Annotated in this window: 24 protein-coding genes and 2 pseudogenes; 11 read left to right on the top strand and 15 right to left on the bottom strand. The window is 53.0% G+C overall.

From position 1 onward, the window contains the following. The 3 genes from ACR0MI_RS23000 to ACR0MI_RS22990 all read right to left on the bottom strand — a co-directional run. The coding region (locus ACR0MI_RS23000; protein WP_480855682.1) for a transposase at window positions 1-149 on the bottom strand (149 nt) is incomplete at its 3' end. Window positions 150-489: 340 nt separating this feature from the next. Then, complete coding sequence (locus ACR0MI_RS22995; RefSeq protein ID WP_170615139.1) at window positions 490-1290, bottom strand: glutathione S-transferase family protein; 801 nt, start codon at window positions 1288-1290, stop codon at window positions 490-492. Window positions 1291-1294: 4 nt separating this feature from the next. Next, complete coding sequence (locus ACR0MI_RS22990; RefSeq protein WP_170817450.1) at window positions 1295-1738, bottom strand: cupin domain-containing protein; 444 nt, start codon at window positions 1736-1738, stop codon at window positions 1295-1297. A gap of 112 nt (window positions 1739-1850) precedes the next feature. Between ACR0MI_RS22990 and ACR0MI_RS22985 the strand changes: the two genes are divergently transcribed. Continuing rightward, the gene (locus ACR0MI_RS22985; RefSeq protein ID WP_170615136.1) at window positions 1851-2783 is read left to right on the top strand and encodes a LysR family transcriptional regulator; all 933 of its coding nucleotides are present in this window, start codon (window positions 1851-1853) and stop codon (window positions 2781-2783) included. Window positions 2784-2879: 96 nt separating this feature from the next. Here the strand turns inward: ACR0MI_RS22985 and ACR0MI_RS22980 are convergent, their stop codons facing one another. Continuing rightward, on the bottom strand, window positions 2880-3860 hold the full coding sequence (locus ACR0MI_RS22980) for a helix-turn-helix domain-containing protein (protein WP_170680721.1): 981 nt from the start codon (window positions 3858-3860) through the stop codon (window positions 2880-2882). A gap of 269 nt (window positions 3861-4129) precedes the next feature. Here ACR0MI_RS22980 and ACR0MI_RS22975 point away from each other — a divergent pair, with 269 nt between their 5' ends. The 3 genes from ACR0MI_RS22975 to ACR0MI_RS22965 all read left to right on the top strand — a co-directional run bounded on the left by ACR0MI_RS22975 (window position 4130) and on the right by ACR0MI_RS22965 (window position 8423). Beyond that, window positions 4130-5785 carry a sulfatase-like hydrolase/transferase gene (locus ACR0MI_RS22975; protein WP_480441316.1) on the top strand — a complete coding sequence of 552 codons (1656 nt, stop codon included), beginning with the start codon at window positions 4130-4132 and terminating at the stop codon, window positions 5783-5785. Between the two features lie 74 nt (window positions 5786-5859). Beyond that, window positions 5860-6612 (top strand): porin family protein, encoded by a 753-nt coding sequence (locus ACR0MI_RS22970; RefSeq protein WP_170825199.1) that lies wholly within the window; start codon window positions 5860-5862, stop codon window positions 6610-6612. A gap of 137 nt (window positions 6613-6749) precedes the next feature. Then, window positions 6750-8423, top strand: a complete 1674-nt coding sequence (locus tag ACR0MI_RS22965; RefSeq protein ID WP_170817040.1) for an alkaline phosphatase family protein — start codon at window positions 6750-6752, stop codon at window positions 8421-8423. A 388-nt stretch (window positions 8424-8811) separates the two neighbouring features. On the opposite strand, the gene ACR0MI_RS22960 is transcribed toward ACR0MI_RS22965, so the two are convergent. After that, a complete protein-coding gene (locus ACR0MI_RS22960; RefSeq protein WP_170680730.1) occupies window positions 8812-9771 on the bottom strand; it encodes a helix-turn-helix domain-containing protein in 960 nt (319 codons plus the stop codon). Window positions 9772-9827: 56 nt separating this feature from the next. Here ACR0MI_RS22960 and ACR0MI_RS22955 point away from each other — a divergent pair, with 56 nt between their 5' ends. From ACR0MI_RS22955 to ACR0MI_RS22940, 4 genes are all read left to right on the top strand, one after another. Then, complete coding sequence (locus tag ACR0MI_RS22955; RefSeq protein ID WP_480855677.1) at window positions 9828-10034, top strand: hypothetical protein; 207 nt, start codon at window positions 9828-9830, stop codon at window positions 10032-10034. A gap of 14 nt (window positions 10035-10048) precedes the next feature. Further along, complete coding sequence (locus tag ACR0MI_RS22950) at window positions 10049-11722, top strand: sulfatase-like hydrolase/transferase (RefSeq protein ID WP_170680736.1); 1674 nt, start codon at window positions 10049-10051, stop codon at window positions 11720-11722. 95 nt (window positions 11723-11817) lie between these two features. Continuing rightward, window positions 11818-12555, top strand: coding sequence for a hypothetical protein (locus ACR0MI_RS22945; protein WP_170817050.1), 738 nt, complete (start codon window positions 11818-11820; stop codon window positions 12553-12555). Between the two features lie 33 nt (window positions 12556-12588). Next, window positions 12589-13404 (top strand): hypothetical protein, encoded by an 816-nt coding sequence (locus ACR0MI_RS22940; RefSeq protein ID WP_170680742.1) that lies wholly within the window; start codon window positions 12589-12591, stop codon window positions 13402-13404. A gap of 567 nt (window positions 13405-13971) precedes the next feature. On the opposite strand, the gene ACR0MI_RS22935 is transcribed toward ACR0MI_RS22940, so the two are convergent. The 3 genes from ACR0MI_RS22935 to ACR0MI_RS22925 form a co-directional block, all read right to left on the bottom strand. Next, window positions 13972-15267 carry a peptidoglycan-binding domain-containing protein gene (locus tag ACR0MI_RS22935; protein ID WP_170817041.1) on the bottom strand — a complete coding sequence of 432 codons (1296 nt, stop codon included), beginning with the start codon at window positions 15265-15267 and terminating at the stop codon, window positions 13972-13974. Beyond that, window positions 15255-18446, bottom strand: coding sequence for a peptidoglycan-binding domain-containing protein (locus tag ACR0MI_RS22930; protein WP_480553147.1), 3192 nt, complete (start codon window positions 18444-18446; stop codon window positions 15255-15257). Before ACR0MI_RS22930 ends, ACR0MI_RS22935 begins: the two co-directional genes overlap by 13 nt. Window positions 18447-18985: 539 nt before the next feature. Beyond that, window positions 18986-19210, bottom strand: coding sequence for a hypothetical protein (locus ACR0MI_RS22925; RefSeq protein ID WP_170817042.1), 225 nt, complete (start codon window positions 19208-19210; stop codon window positions 18986-18988). A 268-nt stretch (window positions 19211-19478) separates the two neighbouring features. Here ACR0MI_RS22925 and ACR0MI_RS22920 point away from each other — a divergent pair, with 268 nt between their 5' ends. Further along, window positions 19479-20327 (top strand): ankyrin repeat domain-containing protein, encoded by an 849-nt coding sequence (locus ACR0MI_RS22920; protein ID WP_170682824.1) that lies wholly within the window; start codon window positions 19479-19481, stop codon window positions 20325-20327. A 247-nt stretch (window positions 20328-20574) separates the two neighbouring features. On the opposite strand, the gene ACR0MI_RS22915 is transcribed toward ACR0MI_RS22920, so the two are convergent. The 3 genes from ACR0MI_RS22915 to ACR0MI_RS22905 are packed head-to-tail and all read right to left on the bottom strand — an operon-like array spanning window position 20575 to window position 22760. Next, window positions 20575-21039: a CoA-binding protein gene (locus ACR0MI_RS22915; RefSeq protein ID WP_170615114.1), complete on the bottom strand. Its 465-nt coding sequence runs from the start codon at window positions 21037-21039 to the stop codon at window positions 20575-20577. A gap of 3 nt (window positions 21040-21042) precedes the next feature. Continuing rightward, a complete protein-coding gene (locus ACR0MI_RS22910) occupies window positions 21043-21408 on the bottom strand; it encodes a 2Fe-2S iron-sulfur cluster-binding protein (protein WP_010437915.1) in 366 nt (121 codons plus the stop codon). Beyond that, window positions 21405-22760, bottom strand: coding sequence for a selenium-binding family protein (locus ACR0MI_RS22905; protein ID WP_170615115.1), 1356 nt, complete (start codon window positions 22758-22760; stop codon window positions 21405-21407). The genes ACR0MI_RS22910 and ACR0MI_RS22905 overlap by 4 nt, the downstream gene beginning before the upstream one ends. Before the next feature lie 70 nt (window positions 22761-22830). Here ACR0MI_RS22905 and ACR0MI_RS22900 point away from each other — a divergent pair, with 70 nt between their 5' ends. Continuing rightward, window positions 22831-23592, top strand: coding sequence for an IclR family transcriptional regulator domain-containing protein (locus tag ACR0MI_RS22900; RefSeq protein ID WP_170547279.1), 762 nt, complete (start codon window positions 22831-22833; stop codon window positions 23590-23592). Between the two features lie 96 nt (window positions 23593-23688). Beyond that, window positions 23689-24042, top strand: coding sequence for an antibiotic biosynthesis monooxygenase (locus ACR0MI_RS22895; RefSeq protein ID WP_170547276.1), 354 nt, complete (start codon window positions 23689-23691; stop codon window positions 24040-24042). A gap of 221 nt (window positions 24043-24263) precedes the next feature. Here the strand turns inward: ACR0MI_RS22895 and ACR0MI_RS22890 are convergent, their stop codons facing one another. The 4 genes and pseudogenes from ACR0MI_RS22890 to ACR0MI_RS22875 form a co-directional block, all read right to left on the bottom strand. After that, complete coding sequence (locus tag ACR0MI_RS22890) at window positions 24264-24794, bottom strand: GNAT family N-acetyltransferase (RefSeq protein WP_170615116.1); 531 nt, start codon at window positions 24792-24794, stop codon at window positions 24264-24266. 138 nt (window positions 24795-24932) lie between these two features. Further along, a complete protein-coding gene (locus ACR0MI_RS22885; protein ID WP_170614102.1) occupies window positions 24933-25247 on the bottom strand; it encodes a TetR/AcrR family transcriptional regulator C-terminal domain-containing protein in 315 nt (104 codons plus the stop codon). Between the two features lie 103 nt (window positions 25248-25350). After that, window positions 25351-25491: pseudogene (locus tag ACR0MI_RS22880) on the bottom strand (IS6 family transposase); the annotation flags it as partial. Beyond that, window positions 25478-25567 (bottom strand): annotated as a pseudogene (locus ACR0MI_RS22875) (IS6 family transposase); the annotation flags it as partial. The pseudogenes ACR0MI_RS22880 and ACR0MI_RS22875, both read right to left, overlap by 14 nt. Window positions 25568-25899: the final 332 nt, after the last annotated feature.

Raw genomic sequence — 25899 nt, 5'->3', positions numbered from 1 at the left:
GCATCGCGCCAGCGCAAACCATTGCGATTAATGAAGACTATCCCGCTCAACACCCGCCGGTCATCGACGCGGGGTTTGCCATGAGACTTTGGGAAGAAGGGCTCAAGACGCGCCATCTGGGCGTCGGTCAGCCAAAACAGATCAGACATGTTCACCGCTCGTTTTTCGAACCGTGAATCACGCAACCCAGCAGAAATCAATGGGTCCTGACCCTAACCTAAGCATTAGCCGTCCTCTGGCAATCTTACGCCAGTTCTGAGGAACTCTTGTTCGCCGCAAAGCATCGTGTTGCGGCTGAAGCCAGTATGCTTGACGGAACCATGAACTAAAATCCTAGTATGTCCAATCCGAGATTGCCGACTGTGCCAGCGTACCCGACCAGAGAGGCTTTTTTCCTGTCGCTGGAGACGAACGCTCCACTATCAAAAGCCCATTTTGTCCAATGCCGCGCGGCGCACGAATGTCCGGTACTGGGCATTTAATCAATAGTCAGGCGACAAGGCCCAGCTCTTTGTCGGTGGCTGTAACCGCATACTTTTCCCTCGGGGGCATGGGCCTTGACTGCCAGGGCGGTTCGAAGGTGAAACTTGAAACGCTGCGGCCGTTAGGCAAGGCACCGTTTCCGGCCCCGAGCGCGTAGTCGTAGTAAAGCTTGACGATCTCTTCTTCGGTCACCTGCGCTGTTTCTGGATGCGCCATGCATGCATCACGCCACGCTCGTACCCGGTCATAGTCTTTGCCAACAGGTAGTGTGAACCCTTCGTAGTAGTCAAGGAACCAAAACCGCTTGAACATTGGGGTAAAAACAGCCTCTGCCAAACCGAAGTCCTCGAACAAGAATGGGCCAGTCGGATTATGATGAGCTAGGAAATCATCAAGGTCTCGATAGAGCGCGAGAAGTTTATTCAAATGCTCATCTCGGCGCGCCTGATCCTGATTCATGACAAAGAGATAGCCCGCCATTGTGAAGGGTCCTTCGCGGGAAATCAGCATAGACTCGATGGCGTGCTCGGCAGGATTACCGCGGCGCAAAGGTGTCCCTGGTAGTGTCTCATCAAGATAGCGCAGGATCACGAGACTTTCCTTCAATATGCGGCCGTCGCTGGTTTCCAGCACGGGCAAGGCTGTCGTCCCTCTGGTCTTGGCTAGCAATTCTGGATCTCGTGGCTTGGTGATGTCTACTACATGAAACTCTACGGCATCCGTCAGTCCGCGCAGCGCCAGTAGGATTTCCAGTCGCTGCGAAAAGGGACAGACGGGGATATGATAGACGATGTGTTTCCCAGTCATGGCATCAATCCAACGGCGGGCCAGTGAAGGCCATGTTGTGCCGTTTGGCGCTCTCTTCGATAGCAGGCATGTCCTCGGGAATACGGCACTGACCGGCTGCCATGTCGGAAAAGAAACCTTCGAATCCGCCCGGTGTCAGGATCACGAGATGGCGGCTAGGTTCGTCGTCTGTCACCTTGAAGGTATGCTCCTTGCCTCGTGGGATGAATACGCTTTCGCCGGCCCCTGCGGTAAACTCTTTGCCTTCCAACCAGAACTTGCATGCGCCGGTGAGGATCACGAAGGTTTCGTCTTCGTTGTGATGCACATGGCGCGGAGGTCCGCTACCCGCAGGGGACCAGCTGTCGACGATGGACATATCGCCGCCTGTCTGTTCTGGGCCGAGGATGGTTTTGTATTTTACGCCGAGCCATTCGATGGCTCCGTCGATTTGGGCCAGGTCCTTCATCGTTTCTCTCCATTAGCATCGGATTGAAACGAAAGCGCTTCCGTTGACAGAAGCCTATCCGAAAGCCAACCTATCAGGCAAACCGCAATATCTAATATAGGATATCGGTCAGGTGAATTTTGCTACATTGGACCTCAATCTTTTGCGCGTGTTGGACGCCCTCTTTAGCGAAGGCTCAACTGTCAAGGCGGCCGACAAGCTCGGCATGTCGCAATCCGCAGTCTCCGGAGCATTGTCGCGTCTTCGTCATGCTTTGGACGACCCCCTTTTTGTCCGGCAGGGAAACCGTTTGGTCGCTACCGATTATGCGTCCAGGATTGAATCCAGTTTGCGCGAAGAACTCGAACGTCTTGCGGCTCTGCTAGCTCCGCCAGCTACCTTTGATCCGCGAACCGCTGAAGGCACTTTCCGGATCGCCGCCAGCGATTTTTTCGCGGAACTCCTGATGCCACCCTTAGGAGATCTCCTGCAAAAGTCAGCGCCCAATCTACGAGCGCAGCTGGTTGATCTGGTTCCGAATGACTATGTGGCCAGTCTTGAACGACGCAACGCTGACATAGCACTGATCCCAGATTTGCTCCTGCCGGACTGGGTCAATCGGGAGCCACTCTTCCATTCGCCGTTCCACGTGATAGCTCGCAAGGGAAATCCAAAGCTTGAGGAGCTTCAGAAAGGAACGCAGATGCACATGGATACGTTCTGCGCACTCCACCACGTCTTGTTTTCCCCAGAAGGGAATCTGGCTGCGATGGGCGATGCTGCCCTTAATCGCGTCGGAAAACAGCGACAGGTTGCTATGACAGTGCCCGTCTTTAGTGGCGTTTGCCGTGCGGTTAGCGAAAGCGACCTCATCGCGCTTGTACCCGCGCAGCTTGCAAAGAAAGTGGCCAAGACATTCGAACTGAACGTGTTCGAACCTCCGATGCATATTGAACCGGCGTTGATCATCGGCATCTGGCACAAGCGTTTTGACAACGCCCCGATGGCGGCGTGGATGCGTAGCCAAGTCTTCGAATTAATGAAGGGTTTGGAATTTGACGGTTAGTCAAACTGTTCTAAGCAGCGCCCGTATGGCAGATACAAGTTGACGTTTCGAATAACAGAATCGAAATAGGTTCTACAGGAAGCAATTTAGTTTCGATCAAGCACCACGCTTCATCAGAGTTTCTGACGGCAATTCACCAAAGAACAAACGATAGTCTCTTGCGAATTGACCCATGTGCCAAAACCCATATTTATTGGCAACATCAGCAATCGAAACTGTACAAGCGCCACTAAGCAAGTCTTTACGAACGCCATTCAGTCTCAATCGAATGTAGTAGGTCTTTGGACCATGTCCAAATCGTTCCTTGAAAGCTCTGTTCAAAGAGCGAAGTGACGCTCCGCTTTCGAGACACAGTTCTTCAATTGAAACAGGGTTGTGCAGATTGCAGTACATAACTTCCAGGGCTCTGTTGAGGGCTCGGCGCCTGGTTTGGGCTGAACTCTTATCCTGATGAACCTCGCTGATTGTAAGGATCGTTAGCACTTCAATCATCAGTACGTCATCAAGTTCTTCAGGCCAGGGGTCCTCTGAACTATGCAACAGCTTCGCAATCTCTTGTTCCAACCGATCCATTATTTGGGTGTTACATTCCGATATCTGCAACCTTACTGCGGGATTGTCGGTTTCCAAAACATACCCACAAGACTGCGCAAGGTTCTCGAAACGCCGAGTGCTAAACGACACAACATTGCCAAAGAAGCGATCCGTCGATACGCCGTCGAACCCGTCATTGTTACCGAAGGTCAGGAAGGCATCACGCTCCATGTCGCACCCCTGCCAGGTGTTCACCGTACCCTTGCGTGAGATCCCAAATGTAGTCCATCCATCAGGGGAAACACCGCGTTGATGGACGGCACCACTTAACGAGATATTCAACACAGAAGTGTTCTGGCTGGAACGAACAGCAACCTGTGTCGACAAAGGACCGGGATCCATCTGACGAAAATCCATCTCCCAGGGTGTCATTGCCGCAAGATCATTGGGATGCGCGAGGTCGAACCGTACCACAGGAGAATCGGCATATTGAGCACCGGTATCGTTTTCCTGCAAGTTTGGCCGATTATTGATGTGGTCCATTTCTGCATCCTGATAGTTTTCCGGAAAAGAAAACTAACTGGACGGGGGGCTAAGTCAAATGTCGCATCATGTTTCGAAGCCGCGCATGGGCAGACCACGTTTGCCCCATGTCGACGCCCGTTCCGAGAGGATCGTTACCTTTGTCACTCCGCCCGAATACCAGCGACTGACAGAACTGGCGCATCAATCTGAACAATCATTATCTGCCCAATGCCACGACCTTCTTGCCGACGCGTTGCGAGAAATGGCTACCAACAGGAGAACCCGAAGTGAAGATTAAACGTTCTTACATGGCGTCAGCTGCTGCCATGCTTGTGTTCCTATCAGGCACGCATGTTGCCGCGCAGAGTGACCCAATTGTTCATGATGGTGAATTTAACTTCCTGCGTGCTCAGTTTGGTGAGCAATGGGATACGCAGGATGTTGAGATCGACGCCAAGCTTGCTGAGATTCGGGATGCCAATGGCGGCAAGCCTCCGAACTTTCTGTACATTCTGATCGACGACATCAGCTTTGGCCAAATGGGCGAGCGGAAGATGAACTATGTGATGGGAATCGAGACCCCAAATATCAACGACTTTGCTAGTGACGGCATGTCGCTGATGCGTATGTATACGGAACCCTCCTGTACGCCGACTCGTACAGCCATGCTGACCGGTCGGCACCCTATCCGGGCCGGTGTGGAAGAGGTTAAGGTTGCTCTGGTCGGCGAGGGCTTGCCCGCAAGCGAAGTCACTTTACCGGAGATCCTGAAACAGGCTGGGTACAATACCTCTCATGTCGGCAAATGGCATCAGGGCGATATCGAAGAGGCGTACCCTCACAATCAGGGGTTCGACTATGCGGCCTTTCCCCTGCACCAACAGGTGCAGCTGAGCCTCATGACCCGCGAGGCCATGCAGGCGAACAATATGCTAGGATACCACGCCTCGGGTCAGAACAACCAGTTTTTGCTGGATGAACGCTTCAAACCTTACGGTTTGGTCACAGGGGTTGAGGCCGAAGCAGGCGGACCCGCGCGCGAGGTTGAAATGGCTCCGGGCGAAGAATGGACGCAGGCCAAATACGAAGAAATGAACGAGCGTTACCAGGCGCAGACGCTGGAACAGTTGGAACGCGTTGCAGCGTTGGATGAGCCGTTCTTTCTGCAGTACTGGCCGCTCTATCCGCTGAACTTCGCTTACCCCGATCAGGCGCTCTCGCGCAACGGCGGCTTCCATGCTGACAAGCTGCAATTGCTCGACGGCTGGATCGGAGAAGTGTTGGCCAAACTGGATGAGACCGGCGAGGCCGACAACACCATCGTCATGATCATGGCGGATAACGGGTTGATGTATCATTACGAAGGAACATCCGGTCTGAACCAATTGATTTATCGCGGCGGCAAGACTCAACATCTGGAAGGAGGCGTTCGTACGGACGCATTCATTCGCTGGCCCGGTGTGATCGAAGCCGATAGTGCCGCTGGGGACATCTTTCACGTTTCGGATATCTACACGACGATTGCGCGCATTGCCGGAGCGACCGATTTTATCCCGCGTGACCGGGTGATTGATGGGGTAGACCAAACGGCATTGCTGCTGGAGGGCGAGGGCAATGGGCGGCGCGATTATGTGTATGTTTACGAAGGCCCGGTCTTGCGGTCTATCGTCAAGCAGGAGTTCAAGATGCATCTACCTGCTCCGGGCGCTCCAGGCGCTGCTGCTCCCACTTACAACGTCTACCGCGACCCGCGCGAAGAACACCCTCTGGTTGGGTATTCTCTTTGGGCCGGTGCTTCTTTCCAAGATATGGTCAAGCGCCATCAAAAAATGATCGCCCAATATCCAAACTCGGAAATAGGTAAGGACATCCCCTACGGAGGAATCGAGAACCTGCGTCCTGAAAGCGAGCAAGCACGCGACGTGTTCATGAGCTGGCAATAAACCAGTCCCAGCGGGCGCAGGGCATCGCATATCTGCGCCCTCATTTGAACTCTGACATCTTCAAGGCCCTTTAGATGAATTATGTTCCTTTCGCTGATAAGAAATGGCGAATCCCAGCTCTGTTTTGTGCCGTTACTGTTGGGTTCGCACCATCAGCATGTGCCGAAAATCCGACTTGGGACTTCACCGGTTATCTGTACCTTTGGGGGCCCGCCCTAGGCGGTGAGACAACAACGGGAAACAGCATCGACATCAGCTTCAGCGAGATGCTGGACAATCTGGATTTCGGGCTGATGGGTGCTGTCGAAGCGCGACGCGGTAAAGTCTCGGTCTTTGTCGACGCACTGTACCTGAATCTGAGCAACGATCAGGACAGTGCGGTTGGCCCAGGGATTCCGGCCTCCGCTGGCATTGACGTTGAAGGAACAGTGTTTGCGGGGTCAGTTGGGTATGATCTGATTGACACAACAGACGCCCGTTTCACTGTTTTAGGCGGGGCAAGAAGCCTAAATCTGGACAATACTGTTGACCTTGCCATCGCTGGCGGCTCGCAACGTGTTTCAGGCTCGATCAACAACTGGGACGCTGTTGTTGGCATACGTGGAACACGTCAGTTCAGCGACCGTTGGGGAATGTCGTATTATGCGGATATCGGTGCCGGAGAAAGCGACCTGACAACACAGCTGAGCCTGGCGGCTAATTTTAAGATCAACAACTGGGATCTGGTGGTGGGCTACCGGTATTTGGATTGGAACATTGGCAATTCGCAGGCGATTTCCGATCTGACTTTCGATGGGCCCTTCATCGGCGCACGGTTTGACTTCTGAAACTACCGCGAGTCGCCTTACGAGGTTTTTAAATTAAATACAGGACGTTATCAGACTACTAAGGAGCAACAAGTAAATGAGAAACGTACGTGCAATAAATTACAGCCTTCTCTTTAGGTAATCCCATGAAGTCAAGTATGCAGCGATCTCTGGCGTTGGCGTCAACCATGCTTCTATCGATTTCCGCCACGGGATCTAGTGCAACGGAAGACATCAGACTTGTTGTGCAAATTACAGTTGATGGGCTACGCGGAGACTTGATCTCTCGCTATCAGGCCGCCTTCGGGGGCTCAGGCTTCAAAAGGCTAATAGACAATGGCGTCTGGTACACCGACGCTCATCATCGTCACGCCAACACCGAAACCATTGTTGGTCACGCAACCCTCGCTACTGGAGCCCATCCCTCTGAACATGGAATGATCGGCAATGCCTGGTTCAACAGGGCAGAAGAGAGATTGGGATACAACATTGAAGACCCGGACTATCCGTTACTGCCTGTTCCAGGCTTCGGAGGAAACGTCGACCAAGTTGACCCTACACAAGCCGCTGCTGCTACCTCGGGACGCTCTCCGGTCAACCTGCTGGCAACGACGTTCGGCGATGAACTGGTAAAAGCGAATGTCGGTCGATCCAAAGTGTTTTCCGTGTCTGGTAAAGATCGTTCAGCGGTTGCAATGGCAGGGCATTCTGGAAAGGCTTTATGGCTGTCGGCGGCCACAGGAGCATTTGAAACAAGTGAATTTTACTACGAAGTGTATCCTGATTGGGTTCTCGATTGGAATTCTAAACGCCTCGCAGATGCGAAGATCGAAAGTGAGTGGTGGCCGGAGTGTTCAGACGCGCCTTACCTAATGGAAAGAAAGGAACGCTCCTTCGTAACCAATCTTGGCACGTTCGGTCGCACTTTCCCGCATTTCTATGGGAAGCCGGACGACGGGCTCTATTACACACAGGTCTTGTTGTCGCCGCACGGGGACCGGATCACGGCCGACTTCGCAAAAACTGTAGTGAAAGAGGAGGGGCTTGGTGATGACGAATGGCCAGACTATCTAAGCGTTAGTTTCTCTGGTGTAGACGCCACCAACCATTTTTTCGGGCCATCCAGTTTGGAAAATGAAGAAATGGTGCGCTGTTTGGATGAGACGCTAGCAGATTTCTTTGACTTCATGGATCGAGAAGTTGGAAGTGCGAATGTGCTCTACGTGCTTTCCGCCGACCATGGCATGCCGGAAGCGCCAGAAGAGATGACCGAAGCTGGGCTTTCGACATTCCGAAACTCCACTGAAGCATTGATGATGGATGTAAATTCGGTCATCGCAGATGAGTTTGGAGTGGAATCCGCAATACAGTTCTTTTTCCGCCCTTACGTCTATCTGGACAACGGCAAGATAGAAGCGTCAGGCGCTGACCGGCGTGCAATCGAACGACGCATCGTCGAAGTCTTGATGGCTGCATCTGGCATTGAGCTTGCGATGCCGGCCGAACCGCTTGCTGAACAGCGAGGCCATACCCTTGAGGAGCAGATCCGGCGAAATTATCACCCAGCGCGCTCTGGCGACATATATGTCGTCCAGACACCTTATTCATTTCTCTTTGAAGATGGCCCGATTGCCGTAATGCACGGATCGCCTTGGCGCTATGACACGCATGTTCCAATCATCTTTGCTGGTCCAGGTATCAAGCCAGCTCGAGTAAGCCGTACTGTTTCCACTGTGGACGTGGCCGTCACTCTGAGCACTATTTTGGGTATCAGCCAACCTAGCAGTGCCGCGGGTCAAGCACTGAGGGAGATTGGCGTGACAGATCAATAAGTGGAATTGTCTATTTTTTTCTGGTGCCCGACTGATGAATGACGTGCTGTTGAGAACTGAGATATTTGGCCCAATTTAATGAGTTTGGCTACTCCTGGAGATTTACCTCAACGAACGACAGCTTTGTCCGCACAGTGGACATTCAAGCAAGTTGCAGCAAACGACCGGTATGCGGGACCTTGCAGCCATCCGCATTCTTACCGCAAAGGACCGCAGTCAGCCCGAAGCGGACCTTCAAATTCCAACTTTGCAGTTCTCGTGTTGCGGATAAGTTAGGCCTCGTTCTGCCAAGATCTCAGCGTCGCTAGCCACTGAAATCTGACATTGGCTCCGCAACAAGAATGGCTCAACACAAACTTTGCACCAAAATAAGCTACCAAGCTCTGTTTCAGTTCATTCTGCCGGATATCGTTTGAGTCGGCAGTTCTCCGAAGAATGCTTTGTAGTCCCTTGCTAACTGCCCCATATGCCAAAACCCATAGGAGTTTGCGACGTCCGATATACTCTGATCTGGCGAGCAGGATACCAGTTCATGGCGCACGGCACCGAGACGGGCTCTTAGATAAAACTGTTTGGGGCTTACACCGAAAGTTTCCTGAAATGCGCGACGAAGAGTACAAGCGGATACTTGGGTGTCTGCACATACTTCTCCAATTGAAACGTTGTCCATCAAATGGGCACGCATGAATTCAACTGCCTTTCGCGCCAAGCGGGTTCTGTTCTTGCTGTTGCCCCCCCTATCACTCCATTGCTCACCGTTCACGAGCATTTCCAAAAGCTCTAAGATCAGATCGCTCTCTTCACCTTCAGTGCTGGGGCCTGTCTCGGAAGCTATAAGAAAACGTGCTTTGTTTTTGATCTGAGAATGAAATCTGCCAGCATCACCCACGAAAGAGCGAGAAGCGTTCATTCGCACGGTGCTGATATCAAGGCCGCAATCGTCGGCGACCCGTTCCGCCCTTTGGATGTCGATGCCAAAGGTCAGGCCTGTCAGCGTTGAATTGCTCACGCCTTCAAAAGAGTCTCCGCTACCAAAATTCATCAGAGCGGTGTCTGAAGGGTAGCCGTTAAGCCAAGTCCGTACACTCCCTTTGTCTGGTAATCCAAACGCCAGAATGTCGGGGCGAGATACACCTGTTTGGTACACGGCTTTGTCAAACGACAAATCTATCATTTGGAGACCAGTCCCCGCCCAAACAGATACCGACGAATTCATGTTTCCTTTTTCGAGTTGGCGTAATTCGACATCCCATTGGGAAAGCTCGCGGAACTGCGAAGGATCCTGCAATAAAAGAGTATTTGGGTTGCAGGTTTTTTCTTCCGCTGATCGTTTTTTGATGTGGTCCATTCAGCAGCTCGCGTAATTGTCATGCAATGTTATCTCGCAAACGTAGGCTTAGGCAATTGCAAGACAAGGCAGACAAATCGGGGGAAAAAAGGTTTGGACGCCCATCCTTGCCTGATGACATAGCGCGCACTGAACGTGTCGTAACACTGCTTACCAAGAGTGAAAAAGAGATGTTGCGCTCTCAGGCTGAGGACAGCGAACTCTCGCTTTCGACCTACTGCCATCACCTGATCCTTGAAGGCCTGAAAACACAAAATTCATGAAACAGGGGTATCTCATGAAATCAAAACTGTTCCTTTCCACACTGGCCTTTGCTGGCTCTGCTTTCACGGCGACAGCTCAGGACAGCAACATCGTGCATGATGCGGAGTACTATGTACTTAAGCAGCAAAACGAGGCCGTTTGGGTCGAGAACGACGCGCAGGTTGATCAACTGCTGGCCGATTTTCGTGAGAAGAACGGAGGGAACCCTCCAAACATCTTCTACATCCTGATTGACGATATGGGTTTTGGCGACATGGGTATGCCCGAGATGAACGCCATACGCGGGTATTCGACCCCCAATATCAACGCGCTGGCAGAGGAAAGCATGCGGTTCGCGCGCATGTACACCGAGCCGTCCTGTACCCCGTCGCGCGTGGCCTTCATGACGGGTCGCCAGCCGTATCGCAATGGGATGGGCGATACCGCCGTCGATATTTCGGGTTTTGGCCTTGCCGATGAAGAAGTCACAATTGCCGAAGTTCTGAAATCCGTGGGCTACAACACCTCGCATGTTGGCAAGTGGCACATGGGAGACATTCAGGAATCCTGGCCAACTTATCAGGGCTTTGATTACGCCGCGTTCCCCATCCATCAACAGGGCCAGTTGGCCATCTTCAACGAAGATGCTGCCAAGGAAGAAATCACCATGGCCATTGGGGAAGACAACTACAACTCCAAATACACGCTGGATGATTGGTTTCGCCCTGATCCGGGACACATGATTACCGGCCTTGAAGCCGTTATTGGCGGGGAGGTCCGCGAAGTCCATATGGAACCGGGTGAGAAATGGACCCAGGACAAATACAATGAAATGAACATCCGCTATCAGGCACAAGCCATGGAACAGTTGCGCCTGCTAGCAGAGCGGGATGAACCGTTCTTCTTGCAATACTGGCCGCTTGTCCCTCTGTCGACAACGCGCACGACGAGAGAGGCGTTCACGACACCCAACGGCGGTACATTCGTTGAAAGCATGGAAGAGCTGGATGAATGGATCGGGGTCATTCTGAACGAAGTCGATGCGCTGGGGCTCAGGGACAATACCCTGATCGTTTTGATGGGCGACAACGGCCATTTTACTAAATATGCTCCTGGCAGCGGGTTTTCGCCACTAGTCTTCCGTGGCGGCAAGGCCGATACGTCCGAGGGGGGCGTTCGGGTGGACGCGTTTGCCCGCCTGCCTGGCCTGATCGAGGGAGACTCGATAGTATCGGACATCATTCACATTTCTGACCTGTTCACGTCGATAGCACGTATCGGCGGAGCGATGGATGCCATCCCGCGCGACCGTATCATTGACGGTGTCGATCAGACGTCCCTGATGTTCATTGGCGATACGCATGGGCGCCGAGATCATGTGCTGATCTACTCAATCAACTCGCTGAAAGAGGTGGTCAAGGAGCACATCAAGCTCAAGGTTCCGGCCAAAGGTGAAAACGCCATCGTGGCCAAGTTCTACAACCTGTTCCGCGACCCTCGCGAAGAACAGAGCGTATCGACAGAGATCGGCGCGTGGGCAGGTCATGAGTTCAACCGCATCATTGCCCGGCATCTGAAATTCAAGGAAATGTATCCCGATCAACCGGCCGCAACAGGACGCCCCTATGAAGGTATTGTGAACCTTCGTCCCGAAACTGTCGCAGCGGTGGATGCCTTTGTCGCCAAACGGGACATTCAGCCCGAATAATAGGCGGCTCCCGCACAAATCGCGCAAACCCCGCGTTGCAAAACGATGCACTCAACGCGGGGTTTGACATCTACATCAAAGATCATGGGAACAGTATGAAACTCCAAGCGCTTGCCCTGGCATTGGCAACTGCCATTGTCGCGACCCATACAATGGCAGACGAAAACGCTTCAAACCCTTTAGCCGCCGTAAACAACACGGACATCCGGTATCAGTATTTTGATCTGGGCAATGGCGCTGATCGACAGGACGCCTTTATCGATGGTGCCTACATGCTGCGGCCTGATTTGAAACTGAAATATGAGTTGCACTATAACTCAACGGATGTGACCGGAACGCGGTTCTCTGACTTCGAAAAAGCAAGCCTCAAAGCGATCTACTTTCCTTCTCAGAGGCCGCTCAACGACACATGGGCCATCAAGTCGGCCATTGGTCTGGAGTGGATACTGGACCTTGGCGACCCGGATAAAGGGATTGGAACCGGGTCCGATCAAATTGCGCCTTTTGGCGGGTTCGCCTTCGCAAACACAAATTCAGGGCTGACGCTGATCCCCTTGCTCCAGCATTTTGCTTCGTACAATGGTCCGGCCGACATCAGCCAAACCGCAATGCGATTAATTGCGCTGCAACCGTTTGGCGACGGGTATTGGGCCAAGGCCGATATCAAAGCGCCATATGACTGGGAAAACGATGCTTGGCCAGCGACCGCTGAGTTGCAGATCGGCAAGAACCTCAGCCCCGGAATAGCGATTTATGCCGACTTTCTCATCGGAATAGGTTCCGACCGCCCTTACGACAAAGGTGCCGGCTTAGGTTTGCGTTTCAACTACTAATTCACCCACACCCAACCTCGGCGGAGATCATCTATGTCACATTCCGGAACTCTGTTCGGCCCATTGTTTTCTACGTCTATCTTGACCCTTCCTACAGCTGCCTTGAGTCAATCCCTGCCTGCTCCGGGTCAGGATGAAACAAATTGGCGTCATACAGCATCATTCTACCTATTCACTCCGCTCCGAACTCGTGGAACCTCAACGGTCGCCGGACAATCCGCTGAATTGGATTTGAACCTTGGAGACGTTCTCGACGTTCTGGATTTTGCGGCAGCAGGCCGGTACGAGGCATGGAAAGGTGATATCGGTTTTATCGTTGATGCGAACTATGTTGGCATCGAACAGGATGCCAGCTTACCGGGGCCACTGAATGCAGATGCAAATGTTGACGTCCGACAAAAATGGTTCGGAATTCTGGCGGCTTATCGCGTTGCGGACGGGCCTTACGGGGAAAAAAATCAAAGATTTACTGTCGATATTCAAGGCGGTGTGCGCTTCAACTCGATCCGACAGGAAATCTCAATTACAACCCCTGGTCCCATGACGCTTCCGGTTTTGGGTGGCGATGAAGGTTGGATAGAACCTGTCGTCGGGGCAAGGGGCATGTGGCGCTTGAACGATAAATGGACCTCCATCGCTTCTCTGGAATTGGGCGGGTTCGGCGCCGGAGGAAACGATTTGCAGATAGGGGCCAACATAGGTTTTGACTATCAGCCATGGGAAAAGGTCGCGCTGACGTTCGGCTATCGATACTTTAGCATCGACTATAGCGATGCTCTTAGCACGGGGGACTTCGCATATGACGTCACGCAGCATGGGCCGTATTTCGGGCTGAAGTATTTTTTTTAGATTGTATGCCCGCTTTGTATATCGGCGAGACTCGATGTCTTTTTTCGAAACCCTTGCCGCCTTTCACGCTAATTGCCACATCGGTAACTGTAGGCTCAATATTGCTGTCCAGTGCACTTTGAATGATTTGCGGAACGCAGCTCAAAGCCGCATGTGCTGCTATTGGACGGAATACCGCTTTGAGCATTCTACTACACTTTGCAAAGCCCGCTTTCTGCGCATCGCTGACATTGGTGCGTTAAGCAGCATCGGTCCTATTGGGCTCAACGCGGTCATCCGCCGTACTTTCCATTAACAACCACTTTGCGGACCAAAACGTTCGTTCGCTGCGGCTATAGTCACAGCCACTGTTGTTGCAAATGCAGTAATCAATATAAGCACTCTTGTTTGGGTTATCTTCTTTGTCACGCTTTTTGGCAGGATTCTCTACATTGCCGGTGATGAAAGTGTAGGAAAATAGTCTTTAACGACTTCTTGCACCAATATGGAGTGGAGTTTTGGGATAAGCTCCAACTAAACTTGGAACCAGATATACGGCCCTCAAGTCTGAGGCGAATGACAATAGGGTTATCCGGTCTTTGCAGCATAAAAAGAGCAGCCGTTTGAATCGCGACCGCTGATGGAAAGTTTCTGATCTGCGACAACGCCGTGGGTCTGAACGCGCCCATACAACAAACCCCAATTAACCTCGCCCGCAAACCGACGTCCTGAAAGCGTGCCCTTGAACCGCCCCCGCAAGCCCTGCGAGTTGCTTATCGATCCCGCGTAGTTGTTTCCGCCGACATGTCTTACATTCAACAAACCTCTGATTTTGAACTTTCCAACTTTGCTGCTGGCGCCACAATTTGTTGTGTAACGCCAATTGCCCGACATGGCATATGGCCCGAGCGGAATTGGCGGCGGCGGATTGTACAGGGTGTTGTTATCTGGAATAGTAAGCCAAGATTGCAACGGAGCCTCTGATTGGGTCTTGAGTGCTGCAAGATGGCTGGCTGACAAGTAGCCCGTAGCGGGAGAATCCTGGCTAGCTTGCCAAGCCTGAATTGCGCCTCGGGTCCCTCTACCCATTACTCCGTCAATACCGTTAGGATCATACCCTAGTACACTCAACCGGGCCTGAATATCGCGGATTGCCTGCTTGTCCAGATTCAGGGCGGATTCCGTTTCGGCGGAACCGCTTTCTTGCACCGGTTGCAGCGAGGGAAGTGCCTTTAGCACCGGTTGGCTTTCTTTTTGCAACGCCGCCTGTTCGGTGCTTTGTCCGATTAGTGTCAGGTCGCCTTGAATGTTCTGCACAGTGTACTGCTTGCCTTCCATACCATTGAGGAACGGCGCGCAGGATTCCAGCGCAGTCGCGAAAGCAAAAAAGAACTGACGATGCACTGAACGCGCGACCTTTGGCGCAGTCAGAACAGGCAGGCCCACAATATCGCCGGTCGGGCTGACCTCGAACTGGATTTCGACGTCGGCCAGCGGTTTTTCTGCAAGCGCCCTTATGATGCAATCAGCAGCACCGGTAAGGGCAGGGTCGATCGGCGAAGCACCCCCGGCCTCGCGAAGCGCGCTGAGTTGCGCGCGAAATGCGGCGACGTCAAGGCCCTGGATTTTCTCCTGAAGAATGATGCTTACGGCAAGATCCGAGGCTGGAAACTCCTGGACAATCCCGTCGAGAAGCCTTTCGATTTCCTCCAGATCGGGCAGAGGGGTGGCTTGTCCCTGATATAGCGCGCTTGCCTTGTCCATCCGTGCCGGGCCGCTGTCCTGAGCCATCGATACCCCATGCAAGCTCACCCATATCAGCAGCGCGGCCGCCAAAGTGGAAATCCAGTATTTCGGGGCCTTGTGGCATGTCAACTTTTGCATTCGAACTCCGCAAGATTGGTTCCCAAGTTCAGCAGCTTCGCATTCAGAACAACCGTTTGCTTGCCTTCCAGCGCTGCCAGTTCCGATATGTCCAGACGGCAGACCACCCTGACTTCGATCACGTCGATGGGTGGGCCGGGTGTCTTTGTGTTGTTAAGCCACCCTTCCCACCCGGGCTTGTTTCTGAGCGCCTTCCGGATTGGTGCATAAACGTCGGTTGAACGGGACAAATGCGACAAGGTCAAAGCGCCATCAGAGAAATTGAGCCCTTGCGTTGACAGAACAAGCTGCCGCCCCTTTGCCATTTCGCGGATGAAGGCGACACGGTCATAGCGTATCAGATCGGCCACGCTGCCTATTGGGGCCTTGCCCTTTAGAACCGTTTCCATCTGCCCGGCAAATGCGGCGTCCAACTGGTTTGTCTGCTGTTCCAGCGATTGCTGGGCTTCCCGCTCTTTGCGGGCCTGTTCCTGCTGTTGCTCCAGTTGCTGCCGTTGTCGGTTCTGGTTAGCCAGTTGCTGGTCCAATGCCAGTTTGAAGGGGTTTTGAGGGTATTGATCGAAACAGCCGCCGACCTGCCCGACCTTGGTGGAACATTGCCCTGTCCGGCCAACCGTTTCGACTTTGACAGATCGGAAATTTGCCAGTTCACCGGCAATTTGCGAATTGCTCTGAACAACGCGCAGGACAACTTCGATGTCACCGAAGCCACCACGGCGGATCTGCCCTTTAAGATTGGCGCAGGCGGTTCTGATTTTTGCCTGAGCCTGCTTCATCAGTTCAACCAATGCAGGCGTGTGTTCCACTGGGATATCCGCGGGCAAAACAGCCAGAGCGGTCGGCAGCATCTGACGCCACCCCTGATCGACCAACCCGCATTCCGGCCCGAATACCGTCCCGCGCGGGCCGTTCGTTGCAAACAGGACGTCAACGTCGGACGGCTCGGTCGAAAGTGTCAGAAACCCATCTTTTGCAATGTAGCGCCCTGATGCGGCGACACTGAAAATAAGGTCTTTGCCCGCCATCCACCGCAGGGTTCCGGCACCGTCGATATAATTGTCCTTGCAGGCCCCATCCCATTCAACGGCTTCGGATTTCTGGGTGAAAAGCGTCTGGTTCCCGATACAGGCCTTGCAGCCGTTTGGTTGCGTCCACTGAAAGCCGGTTTCACATATACGCCGAACCTGGGTAATCGCTGTCGTGGTGACAGGCTTTGGCGTAGTGCTAGGGGCAGCGTTCGGTGCGATGGCGCGGATCAACGATGTCTGGGTGCCGTCTTCGCCGACATAGGCATAGATTCCGCCGTTCCCTTCGCACACATGAACGGACTTACAGCTCCAGTTCGTGTTGTTGCCATAGCTGAAACAGATTCGATCGCCCTGAACGCTCCATCGACCATCGAAAATCTGACGACCCTTGTTCACAAAACTTGTTGTCCCCTGACCACCGCTCAGGGCCGAAAGCCGTTCGGTCCAGGGCTCATAAGTTGCGTTATGTCCAATCAGTGTCTTGTCAGAAAAAAGGGACGAAATCACCGATCCGGAAAGAGGGGCCAGCGCTTGTTGTGGGCAAAGCTTGCCACCGGGTTGAATTTTCTGACCCGCAGCTTTGCGAAGCACCCAAGTCGGGTATTCGGAACGCAAAGAGTCGATTTCGTAGTACGAGCCTCCTTCGATACCCTTGACGGCATTCGACCACCCCACCTCGCCCGCTTTGGTCTCTAATTGCTGCCAGGTTTCAACGCTCTGGTCGTCGCAATCCGCCGCTTCGCGGGCGGCATCATCGAACCCGTCACTGACCATCAACTGGCCATCCCAGTGATCGGAGTACCCTTCGCCCAGATACAAGGTCCGCCAGACGGTCTGGCCGCTTCTCAGCCCGGAAAACGGCGTGTTGACCACTGCACGGCACGGGGCGATGTAAACATCTGTTCTGCGCGCCCACAGCCAGGTTCCGGCCGGTACGGTCGAAACCACTTTGGCACTTCCCGGGCTGGCGACAAGCGATATCTCCTGCGACGTGCGGCGCGGCCCGAATTTACTGCAGCTTTCGCCGGAACAGGTCCGCTCATAGACAAACGGGCATGGAAGGTTCGAGCCTTCCGATCCTGCACGCTGACAAATCTTTTTAAACCGCACCTGAATACTTGCATCCGGCTGAACCGGGGCTGGCTGGGGTGATTTCTGTTCTGCCTGCTTCGCCGTGTCCTGCGGGGCCTCGGTTCCGCACCCGTCGGACAGTTGCGGCATTTTCAACAGTTGCCCGATCGTGCGGCTGTCCAGTTGCCCGGTCGCATTCAGGCAATTGGCCCGCTGAAACTCTGCCACAGCGGTTTGGGTCTGCCTGCCCGGTACGCCGTCTATTGGACCGACATCGTAGCCCGAGAACGCTAGACGCGCCTGCAGTGATCCCGGAAAGCGGTCCAGAGCCTCGGCAGTCAGAGGTTCGAGGCTTGAACCGGTCAGCCGATCATCAGATATCCCCAGATTTCGGGTCTGGCGAAGCGTTCCGTCAGCCGAAAAATCATAGACCCGACCGACGCCACCCAGCAAGGGGCAAGCGCGGCATTGGCTTACGATCGAGTCGCCAAAAACAAACCTCTGGCCGCCATCCGGCAGCTTTCGATGGCTGCTGAACCCTCCGCCGCCGCGCACGCTGGCCTGGGGGAATGCCTTTGCAAACGCCCGGCTAGGAGCATCAATCGCGTAAGGTGCCAAATTGCCGTACTGGAATTCGGTTGCAAGAAGGTCAGGCGATCCGTTCACCAGAAAGAAGGCGGTATTTGTATTGGCGCGGCCGGGATAAAAAACCCGCACAAGGTCCACCGCCCCCAATTCCAGAAAGGAATCCGCGATGGCCACGGGCGAGTATTGCGACGATGTCCCAGTGCCGCCCGCGCCTGCGGATTTCATCGTTAGGGCATATGCAAATTCCAGAGCTTTGCCCTGCAGCCCCTTTTGTGTCAGGCATTCGCGCAGGTTGGACTGCTTACACGTCAGGCCTGCCAGTGAATAGGCATCTTCGACAACAATCGACTGGTTCCAGCGTTGATTAGTCCCGGCAGGGGAACTGCCGGACGTCGAAACAGCAACTTCGTCAGACAGGGCCTCGATTTCAGCGCGAATGGCCGCTAGGTCCAGCGCGCCGAGCGTTCCCTCGGTTGATAGCTTTTTTGCCAAGTTGCTTTGCGGGAAATCAGTCTGGATTTTCTCGAGCCTGGTCAAAACCTCTTCCAGCGATTTCTGGCGTTCCTTACCCGACTGAGTCTGCGATGACTTATAGACCAGGAAAGCGCGGGAAAGCAGTTCGTTTGCAGATGCTTTCGGTTTTGATTCAGCCGCTTCGGGTTGCAGGGTATTTGCACCCGTGTTGGAAGTCTGCTCGTTGAAAGACAACTGGAACTTAGTCGCCGTGGCATCTGCAGCCTGCGCCAGAAGGTTTTCGTTTCCAAATGTTATTGCTTCTTGAACGCTAGTCGGCGAATCTAGATCAATTCCTGTTTTGGCATTTGAGGTGGAGCCAATTAGTCCAAGAAAAATAACAAAGACCGCTAGAATAAAACGGTGGCGAGCAAACATCTCGACCTCCAAACAACACTCGTACATATTGACATTTCTTAATCTAGTTGTGTCAAGGTTTTCGAGCGGCGCTTCTATTCCAGATGTTGCTCCGCTGTCTTTACTAGAAAGAGATTGCACATGCCTTTTGAGCATCAGCATCAACTGAAATTCAAATCGAGCTTTCTAAACAAATGTGTCCACTTTGAACTTGATGCGGACGTTCGCTGCATCTGGTGTTGTTGACTGCTTTGCAGAAAAGTAGTCATCTCGCCTCTTTCTGAGTTCGCCAGCGGGGCGAGCGGTAGGCAATTTGCCGCGCTGAAATAAAAAACGGCAAACAACGCATAGATGCCGAGCAGAAGAGCAATAAGGCGTTGTTTCATGTCACACCCTTGGAACTATGCAATCAAAATGGCGATGAAAGCAGCTGATATGTCGGATGAGATCAAGGACCTTCGGCTCCGAGTTGTTTATGGCCGAATGCGCTCGCAGCATCTAGGTGGATCGGTGGTGGCTATTTTGGGCTCGGTGCAGACGCTCGCCGAATTTTCACGAATGTCTGCTATGCGGACAAAGCGGCCACTCTTTGCAAGAAAGGAAATTGACGACTAGTTGTGGTATTAAGGCTCCCACAACCGGGGGGATGCCGCAATGAACAGAACTTGGAAAACATTTCTCGCGGGGGTGGCTGCGCTATGCGCCACCATGTCGACAAGTTCCGCTGAAATGATCCACTTGATGGCTCGAAAAGGCGATGTCGCAAAAGTTATGTCAGAAATCGAAAAAGGAGTGCCGGTGGATCTGCCGAGCACCACAGGCGCTCGTTTTGAAGGTTCGTCACCACTCGTAGTCGCATCTCGGTTCGGTCGTACAGACGTGGTCACGGCCCTGTTGGAGGCTGGGGCCGACCCAAACTACTCTCTTCCCAATGCTGAGTACGAAAAAACTTTTGCATACCCAATCCATGCTGCGTCAAGCAACGGACACACAGAAGTTGTTCGATTGCTTTTGGAAGCCGGTGCTGATCCAACTGTCGTGGATCCTTGGCTTGGGACAGCACTGCATTTCGCCTCGTTGCGTGGGCACGACGAAATCGTGACCATGCTATTGGATGCTGGCGTACCTACAAGTACAAGTATCCCTAGTGTGAAGCACTTGATTGGTAATGCCGATAGGGGCCGAGGAGAAACTCTGGCAGGTGCCTGCAAAGCCTGTCACAGCCTGGAGAACAATGGGCAAGTTCAAGCCAATGAAGGTCCGCCACTTTGGGGAGTTCTCGGGCGCACCATTGGCTCGTACGATGGCTACGAGTACTCGACGGCTTTCTCAGCGACTTCAGGTGTCTGGGACTACGACAATCTCAACTCGTTTCTTGGGCGTCCACGAGAATACATTCCGGGAACAAAGATGGACTTAGATGGAGTTTGGTTTGATCAGGATCGCGCAGACTTGATTTCTTACCTCCGGACACTCGATGAAAACCCGGTCGCATTGCCTTAACAACCAATCGAAATTGAGCGTAGGATACGCGTTGGTGAGGTCAGAAGCAGCCATCAAAAAGAGCTCGTTGGGCGTCTGCTTTGCGGACAAAGCGGCCTTTGGTTCTCCGAACAAATCGGACATTTTTGTTTTTAGACTAGGCGGTTGTGTAGAGTGACAGGATTACTGGTCTTATCTTCCGTAAGCGCAATATCTCAATTTGCACCCTCATTGGATGCTGAGGAGGCCGCTACCAATCGAATTTCCATCATATCTTTAGGTCCAGGCGCGGCTTCCAAAAAGGGCGGAAGAGTTCAATCTTGGGGCATCGGTTCATCACGACTTTAAGGCCCGCCGCTTCGGCGAGTTGCGCTGCTTGGTCGTCGTACACACCGATTTGACCCCAAAGAACTTTTGCCCCGATTGCGATAGCCTTCTCGGCAAAGGCATAAAACTCTTCCTTCGGGCGAAAAACGTCTACCATATCAACATGTTTTTCGATCTCTTCCAGCGAGTGGTAGACCTTGAGCCCTCTAATTTCCGAAATATTCGGGTTAGGATTCACCGGTAGAATATCATAGCCGATTTCACTCAGCTGTCGCAGAACGCCATAGCTGAATTTCGTTTTGTCCGCGCTAGCCCCCACCATTGCAATGGTTTTAACCGACTGCAGGATTTCGGCGAGGTATTTGGGGTCGTAATCGTAGATGCGGTCGATATCTGCTTCGGGCATCGGTTAACCTTCCTTCGGCGTCGCAATGTCAGCCTTGAGTTCGTGGGGTTTGAGAGGGTCGAGAAACGGATTGCGGTACAGCTTGTCATGGCTCTCGACCCCGATCTCAAGCGTGATGTCGGATGTCGGACGTGCCACGCAAAGGATCACATAGCCGTTCGCGATTTGCCGATTATTCAGCGCAACCTGTCGGCGTTGATCGATCGCGCCAGTCTGTAGTTTTGCCGCGCAGGTAATGCAGCCGCCATACTTGCACCCAAAAGGCAAGTCGACGCCCTGTTCTCTCAGCGTTTCCAGAAGTGGACGCCGCGCATCCACACAGTATTGCGCGCCATCTCTGTTCGCGATCGTCACGGTATACATAGTCATAGCCAGATGTCGCTTGTGCAATCACCGCCCGGATACCGGCTCTCGTGACAGCGCGATGGACCATTCGGTTCTTTGCCAAAGTCCACAATGAAATCCTCGTTGATCTTCATACCACCGTTTTCAGGGTCACAATCGATCATCACCATAACCCCGCCCTTTTCGCGGATCTCGGGATAGAACTGGTTATCCCAAGTCGAGAACAGCGAGGTCGTGACATAAAGCCTTCGTCCGTCGAGAGAGAGCTGGAACATCTGCGGACCACCCGCGACCTCGACATCGTTAACGATCGGAGCTTTACCCAAAAGGCCCCCCATAAACACTTGGCCGGTCAGCTTGGGATTATGCGGGTCGGTGATGTCATACTGGCGCATATCTCCATGCAGCCAATTGTTCAGGTACAAGTATTTGTCGTCCATCGAGATCAGGATCGCCGACATAACCCCCGGCAACGGGATCGGCCATTCGGGGTGCATCTCGTTTTCCACGTCGATGATCTTTTCCCACCGCCACTTTTTTGCATCGTCTTGCCACCAATGGATCACATTGGTCGAAAGAGCTGCGCCACAGAACCCATGCGTGCTGTCGGGGTCATGGTGGAACTTGACTTCCAGTGGCAACAGCCCGTCTTCACCCAAATAGAAGCTTTCGACCGGTTCGCGCTTTTCGAAATTCCAAAAATGCAGTTCCCGCCCATATTTCAGATGGCCCACTTCTTCCAGATCGAAGCCCGGCATGAAGGTATTGGGCGCAGCCCATTCGGAACTGACCATCACGTTGTGGCGCGGTTGGTACCAGAAATCGTAGCCAAACTTGATATCGCCCATCGAGGTTTCCCAGCGACCGACGATGTTGAACTCTTTGTCGAGATGCAGATAGCCTCCAGGAGCCTCACCCTTGGCATTTCCAAGGAAGGAAATGATGATTTCCGAGCCCAAACAATGCACCGTATGCGGACCCGACAAATCTGCCTTGGCCTTGATCTCGGCCCCGTTGATGATCTTATGCAACCGCGGCGCACGCGGGTCAGTGGCTGTATCAACGATGTGAAGGTTGTTAGAGCGTACGCCCGGCAGGATTAGGTATTTGCGGGACATCGAGCCGTCGTCGTGACAGGACGAACAGGCGTTCCACCCCATGTGGTGAAGCTCGTCCCCAATCCCCGGCATTTCCAGCCTATGGATTACCTGAGAATAGGTCGGGCTGTCAGGGTCGACATCCACTGTAGCAAGGTAATCAGGTTTCTGGATCCCTGTGCCGGTGTAGATAGCGATCGTGTAGAGTAGCTTTTCTCGGGGGGCTTTAATGGCTTCTTGCGGACTCTTGAAGCCCGGTCCACAGCATTGTCCATCCATCGAGTGCTCCTCCCTTGATTCCCTAAATTGTATCGTATATCGAAAACTTAGTTATCATAAAGTGAGAAAAATGCATCTCGAACGATTAGCGCTGATTTTGGAAATCGTGGGTCAAAAAGGACGTGCGTCCGTAGCGGATATCTGCGCCCAGTCCGATATACCTAAACCGACGGCCTACAGGCTGGTTCAAGACCTTGTTTCATCCGGCCTCCTTGAATCACCAACCCGAGGTGAGTTCGCGATTGGGACCAGGCTAAAGCGTATCACGTTGAGCGATCACTCTGATCCCGCTCTTTTGCAAGTGATTGCGCCTGTCCTCTCTGGCGCCGCGAATGACTATGGCGCTGCCTTTTTTTTGTCTCGGCTACGGGGCCATTGGGTTGAGATTATTCATGTGGAGACACCGCAGACGGGCGTGTCTTTTCTTCATCCAGGTATGGGCAAACGACCAATGCATGCGTGCTCTTGCGCCAAGGCAATCGCCGCCGTGTCGCCTGAGCTGCTGTCTCAAGACAGATTGGATGGACAGCTTAAGCGGTACACAGATCGCACGATTACAGACCCTAAGGAACTGGCCGCGGAACTCGATGTCATTCGAGCCAAAGGGTATGCTATGTGTGTTGAAGAGCTCGAGCGCGGGATCAGTTCTGTCGCAACAACACTGACTAAGACAGGTGTTGGTGCGACGCTTTCAATCGGCGCTACGGCGTCTCTTCGGGTGTTTACACCTTCAAAGCGAGAAAAGATTGGCCATACACTTACCACAATGTCACACGAACTTGCACGCGCGCTAGGATGGGGTGAAGCAGATAAAGAAAGGATACCCGCTTAGGTTCATGGGTATCGCAGTGCTGTAGGTTAACGCCTTCCAGCAGGACAGGTGTGTTTTGCGACCTTCGCCGCTTTTAGGTCAATGAAGGAGACAAATATGGACGATGCAATGTTTGGTGGGTTCTTCGTGATCAACGTAAAACCTGAATATCGGCAGCCCTTTTTGGACGCCAGCATCTTCCAAGCGCAAAATGTTGTCAGTGAAGAACCCGAAGTTTTCCAGTTTCATATTATGGTGGATGAAACAAACCCAAATCGTTTCTATTTCTACGAAGTGTTCAGGAACGAAGCCGCGGTCCAAGATCATTGGGAATCTGAAACCTTCAATAACTGGTTAACCACTGTCCGAAAGATGCTGGATGGTGAGATCGAACTTGTTGCCAGGATGCGCTCGCTTTTTCCGACGCCAAAAGGTTTCGAGGCGCAAAAAGCAAGCCTGCTACTATGGTAAAATTGACCAGCGTTTGAAATTTTCGTCCGTGCGAGAACATTACGGGTTTTGGTGCTGGTCCGCTTTGGACTCGATGCGGTCATTCGCGGATTTCATCTGAATGCCTGCTGTGCGGACTTTGCTGCCACTCCACTTCATCATCGGTTTGCTTGACCGACTTAGTTTTTTATTAACAATACTATGTACCCAAGCTAATCAATCTAAAAGGCACCGGGAGTGAGCTAGGGAAGATTTTCTGGCCCGGGATGACGCCAGATTTGCATCGCTCCCAGCACAGGGTGAAGAAAAGGCGCCTCGAATTTAGCGCCCAAGCGTTTTGCTAGAGCAAAAGACCGGGGATTGTCTTCGACAATCAAGCTGATTGCGGTCGTCCAACCGAGAGTAGAATACGCAAAATCGCGAGCCGCAAGCGAGGCTTCGAAAGCGATGCCCTTACCCTCGCCGACTTCGAAAACAGACCAAGCTACTTCAGGCTCAGGCCAACCTTCGGGAAACCACAACCCTACGACCCCAAAAGGCTCATCAGATAAGCGGTCGGCGACTATCCAACGACCAAATCCACGCAGAACCCAATGGCCAAACAGTTCACCGAATTGAGCATAGGCCTCTGAGCGAGTGAAAGGACCGCCGACCGTCACCGCCCGTTCAGACATTCGGAAATCGGCGAACGGCTCGAAATCAGAAGCCAGCGGTGCGCGAAGGCGTAGGCGCTGTGTTTCGAGAACTGGGATATTTACCAAGTACGGTGTCATGTTTTCTCAGATGCTGATTGTCTTAATACCACTCATTTTAAATTTCACGCTATGTCTTCTTCGGGCTCGGTGCGGTCATTCACTGCATTCGGCTTTAACGACTGCTAAGCGGACTTTCCTGCCGTTCGTGATGACCGATCAAATGTCTGCTTTGTAGTGCGCCAAAAACATAGCGATGCAATCGTCCAGTACGTCTTTTGGTGTCGGGTTCTCGCCGTGGAAAAACTCTGGCCAGAAGAAAAAGTTTTTGACGAGCGCCAGCAACTGGTTGGTTGCGAAGGTCGGATCGGCCTTTCGGATCACGCCTGCGTCCATGGCTTCGCCGATCAATCTCGTCATCGGGTAATCGTGGGTTTCTGTCTCCGTTAAGAACTTCCGGGACCGGTCGAGATCGCGGATCAGCTCTGATAGGACCATGTGATTTAATCCGATAGCCGTCTCTTCGGTAATCACCGCGATGTACCGCCACAGAGCCTCTGCTTGCGAGCGATCTTTCCTGGTTGAAGTGGTTGTAGACGGAGGAGTGGACCGAGACGATTTTCTGCAGACTTCGCATACGCCTGAAACGCTGCATTGCGCTTTCTCGTTGTCGGAACGGGAGGTGTGAGTTCTCGACGCGGTTGTTTAGCCAACTGCCCGTCCCTTGTTTTTCAAGAGCACCCAATTGTCTGAGCGCAGCCTTACCGGACAGTTTCATGGCTAACGTTGATGCCTCGCTCATGCAGCAGATCTTCGACATTCCGAAGCGAGCGCGGGAAGCGGATGTATAACATCACCACAAGGCGGATGATCTCGGGGCTGGTTTTGAAGTACTTGAAAGAGGCAGGTCTGGTCATGGGCAAAAGCTACTCAACACCCCTAACCCGCTCAAGCAAAGTTATTCGGACAAGACCCTCCCAGCTACTGCTCCGATGATTTCAGTTTGGTTTTTCGGAGGCAGGAACCCTACACAGGGTTAGACTTTGAAGATCTCCCCGCGCTCTTTGTAGAGGCTGCAACATCGCCAACTGTTTTCTCAACAGCTTCAGCCTCGGTTTCAGCGACATATGCTGCACAACGGGCCACGGTTTCGAACCATTCCTGCGCGTCAGCAACCAATCGCTCC

It is taken from the genome of Ruegeria sp. D4, assembly GCF_056534475.1.
The sequence above is the reverse complement of the archived record's forward strand: the minus strand, read 5'-3'. Positions and strand labels throughout refer to the sequence as shown.

Bases quoted from the DNA above. Each gene is read 5' to 3' on its own strand.
- ACR0MI_RS22980 (WP_170680721.1), bottom strand. From the start codon at position 3,860: ATGGACCACATCAATAATCGGCCAAACTTGCAGGAAAACGATACCGGT.
- ACR0MI_RS22940 (WP_170680742.1), top strand. From the start codon at position 12,589: ATGTCACATTCCGGAACTCTGTTCGGCCCATTGTTTTCTACGTCTATC.
- ACR0MI_RS22915 (WP_170615114.1), bottom strand. From the start codon at position 21,039: ATGCCCGAAGCAGATATCGACCGCATCTACGATTACGACCCCAAATAC.
- ACR0MI_RS22990 (WP_170817450.1), bottom strand. From the start codon at position 1,738: ATGAAGGACCTGGCCCAAATCGACGGAGCCATCGAATGGCTCGGCGTA.
- ACR0MI_RS22950 (WP_170680736.1), top strand. From the start codon at position 10,049: ATGAAATCAAAACTGTTCCTTTCCACACTGGCCTTTGCTGGCTCTGCT.
- ACR0MI_RS22965 (WP_170817040.1), top strand. From the start codon at position 6,750: ATGCAGCGATCTCTGGCGTTGGCGTCAACCATGCTTCTATCGATTTCC.
- ACR0MI_RS22910 (WP_010437915.1), bottom strand. From the start codon at position 21,408: ATGACTATGTATACCGTGACGATCGCGAACAGAGATGGCGCGCAATAC.
- ACR0MI_RS22920 (WP_170682824.1), top strand. From the start codon at position 19,479: ATGAACAGAACTTGGAAAACATTTCTCGCGGGGGTGGCTGCGCTATGC.
- ACR0MI_RS22935 (WP_170817041.1), bottom strand. From the start codon at position 15,267: ATGCAAAAGTTGACATGCCACAAGGCCCCGAAATACTGGATTTCCACT.
- ACR0MI_RS22900 (WP_170547279.1), top strand. From the start codon at position 22,831: ATGCATCTCGAACGATTAGCGCTGATTTTGGAAATCGTGGGTCAAAAA.
- ACR0MI_RS22925 (WP_170817042.1), bottom strand. From the start codon at position 19,210: ATGAAACAACGCCTTATTGCTCTTCTGCTCGGCATCTATGCGTTGTTT.
- ACR0MI_RS22945 (WP_170817050.1), top strand. From the start codon at position 11,818: ATGAAACTCCAAGCGCTTGCCCTGGCATTGGCAACTGCCATTGTCGCG.
- ACR0MI_RS22970 (WP_170825199.1), top strand. From the start codon at position 5,860: ATGAATTATGTTCCTTTCGCTGATAAGAAATGGCGAATCCCAGCTCTG.
- ACR0MI_RS22960 (WP_170680730.1), bottom strand. From the start codon at position 9,771: ATGGACCACATCAAAAAACGATCAGCGGAAGAAAAAACCTGCAACCCA.
- ACR0MI_RS22890 (WP_170615116.1), bottom strand. From the start codon at position 24,794: ATGACACCGTACTTGGTAAATATCCCAGTTCTCGAAACACAGCGCCTA.
- ACR0MI_RS22895 (WP_170547276.1), top strand. From the start codon at position 23,689: ATGGACGATGCAATGTTTGGTGGGTTCTTCGTGATCAACGTAAAACCT.
- ACR0MI_RS22995 (WP_170615139.1), bottom strand. From the start codon at position 1,290: ATGACTGGGAAACACATCGTCTATCATATCCCCGTCTGTCCCTTTTCG.
- ACR0MI_RS22905 (WP_170615115.1), bottom strand. From the start codon at position 22,760: ATGGATGGACAATGCTGTGGACCGGGCTTCAAGAGTCCGCAAGAAGCC.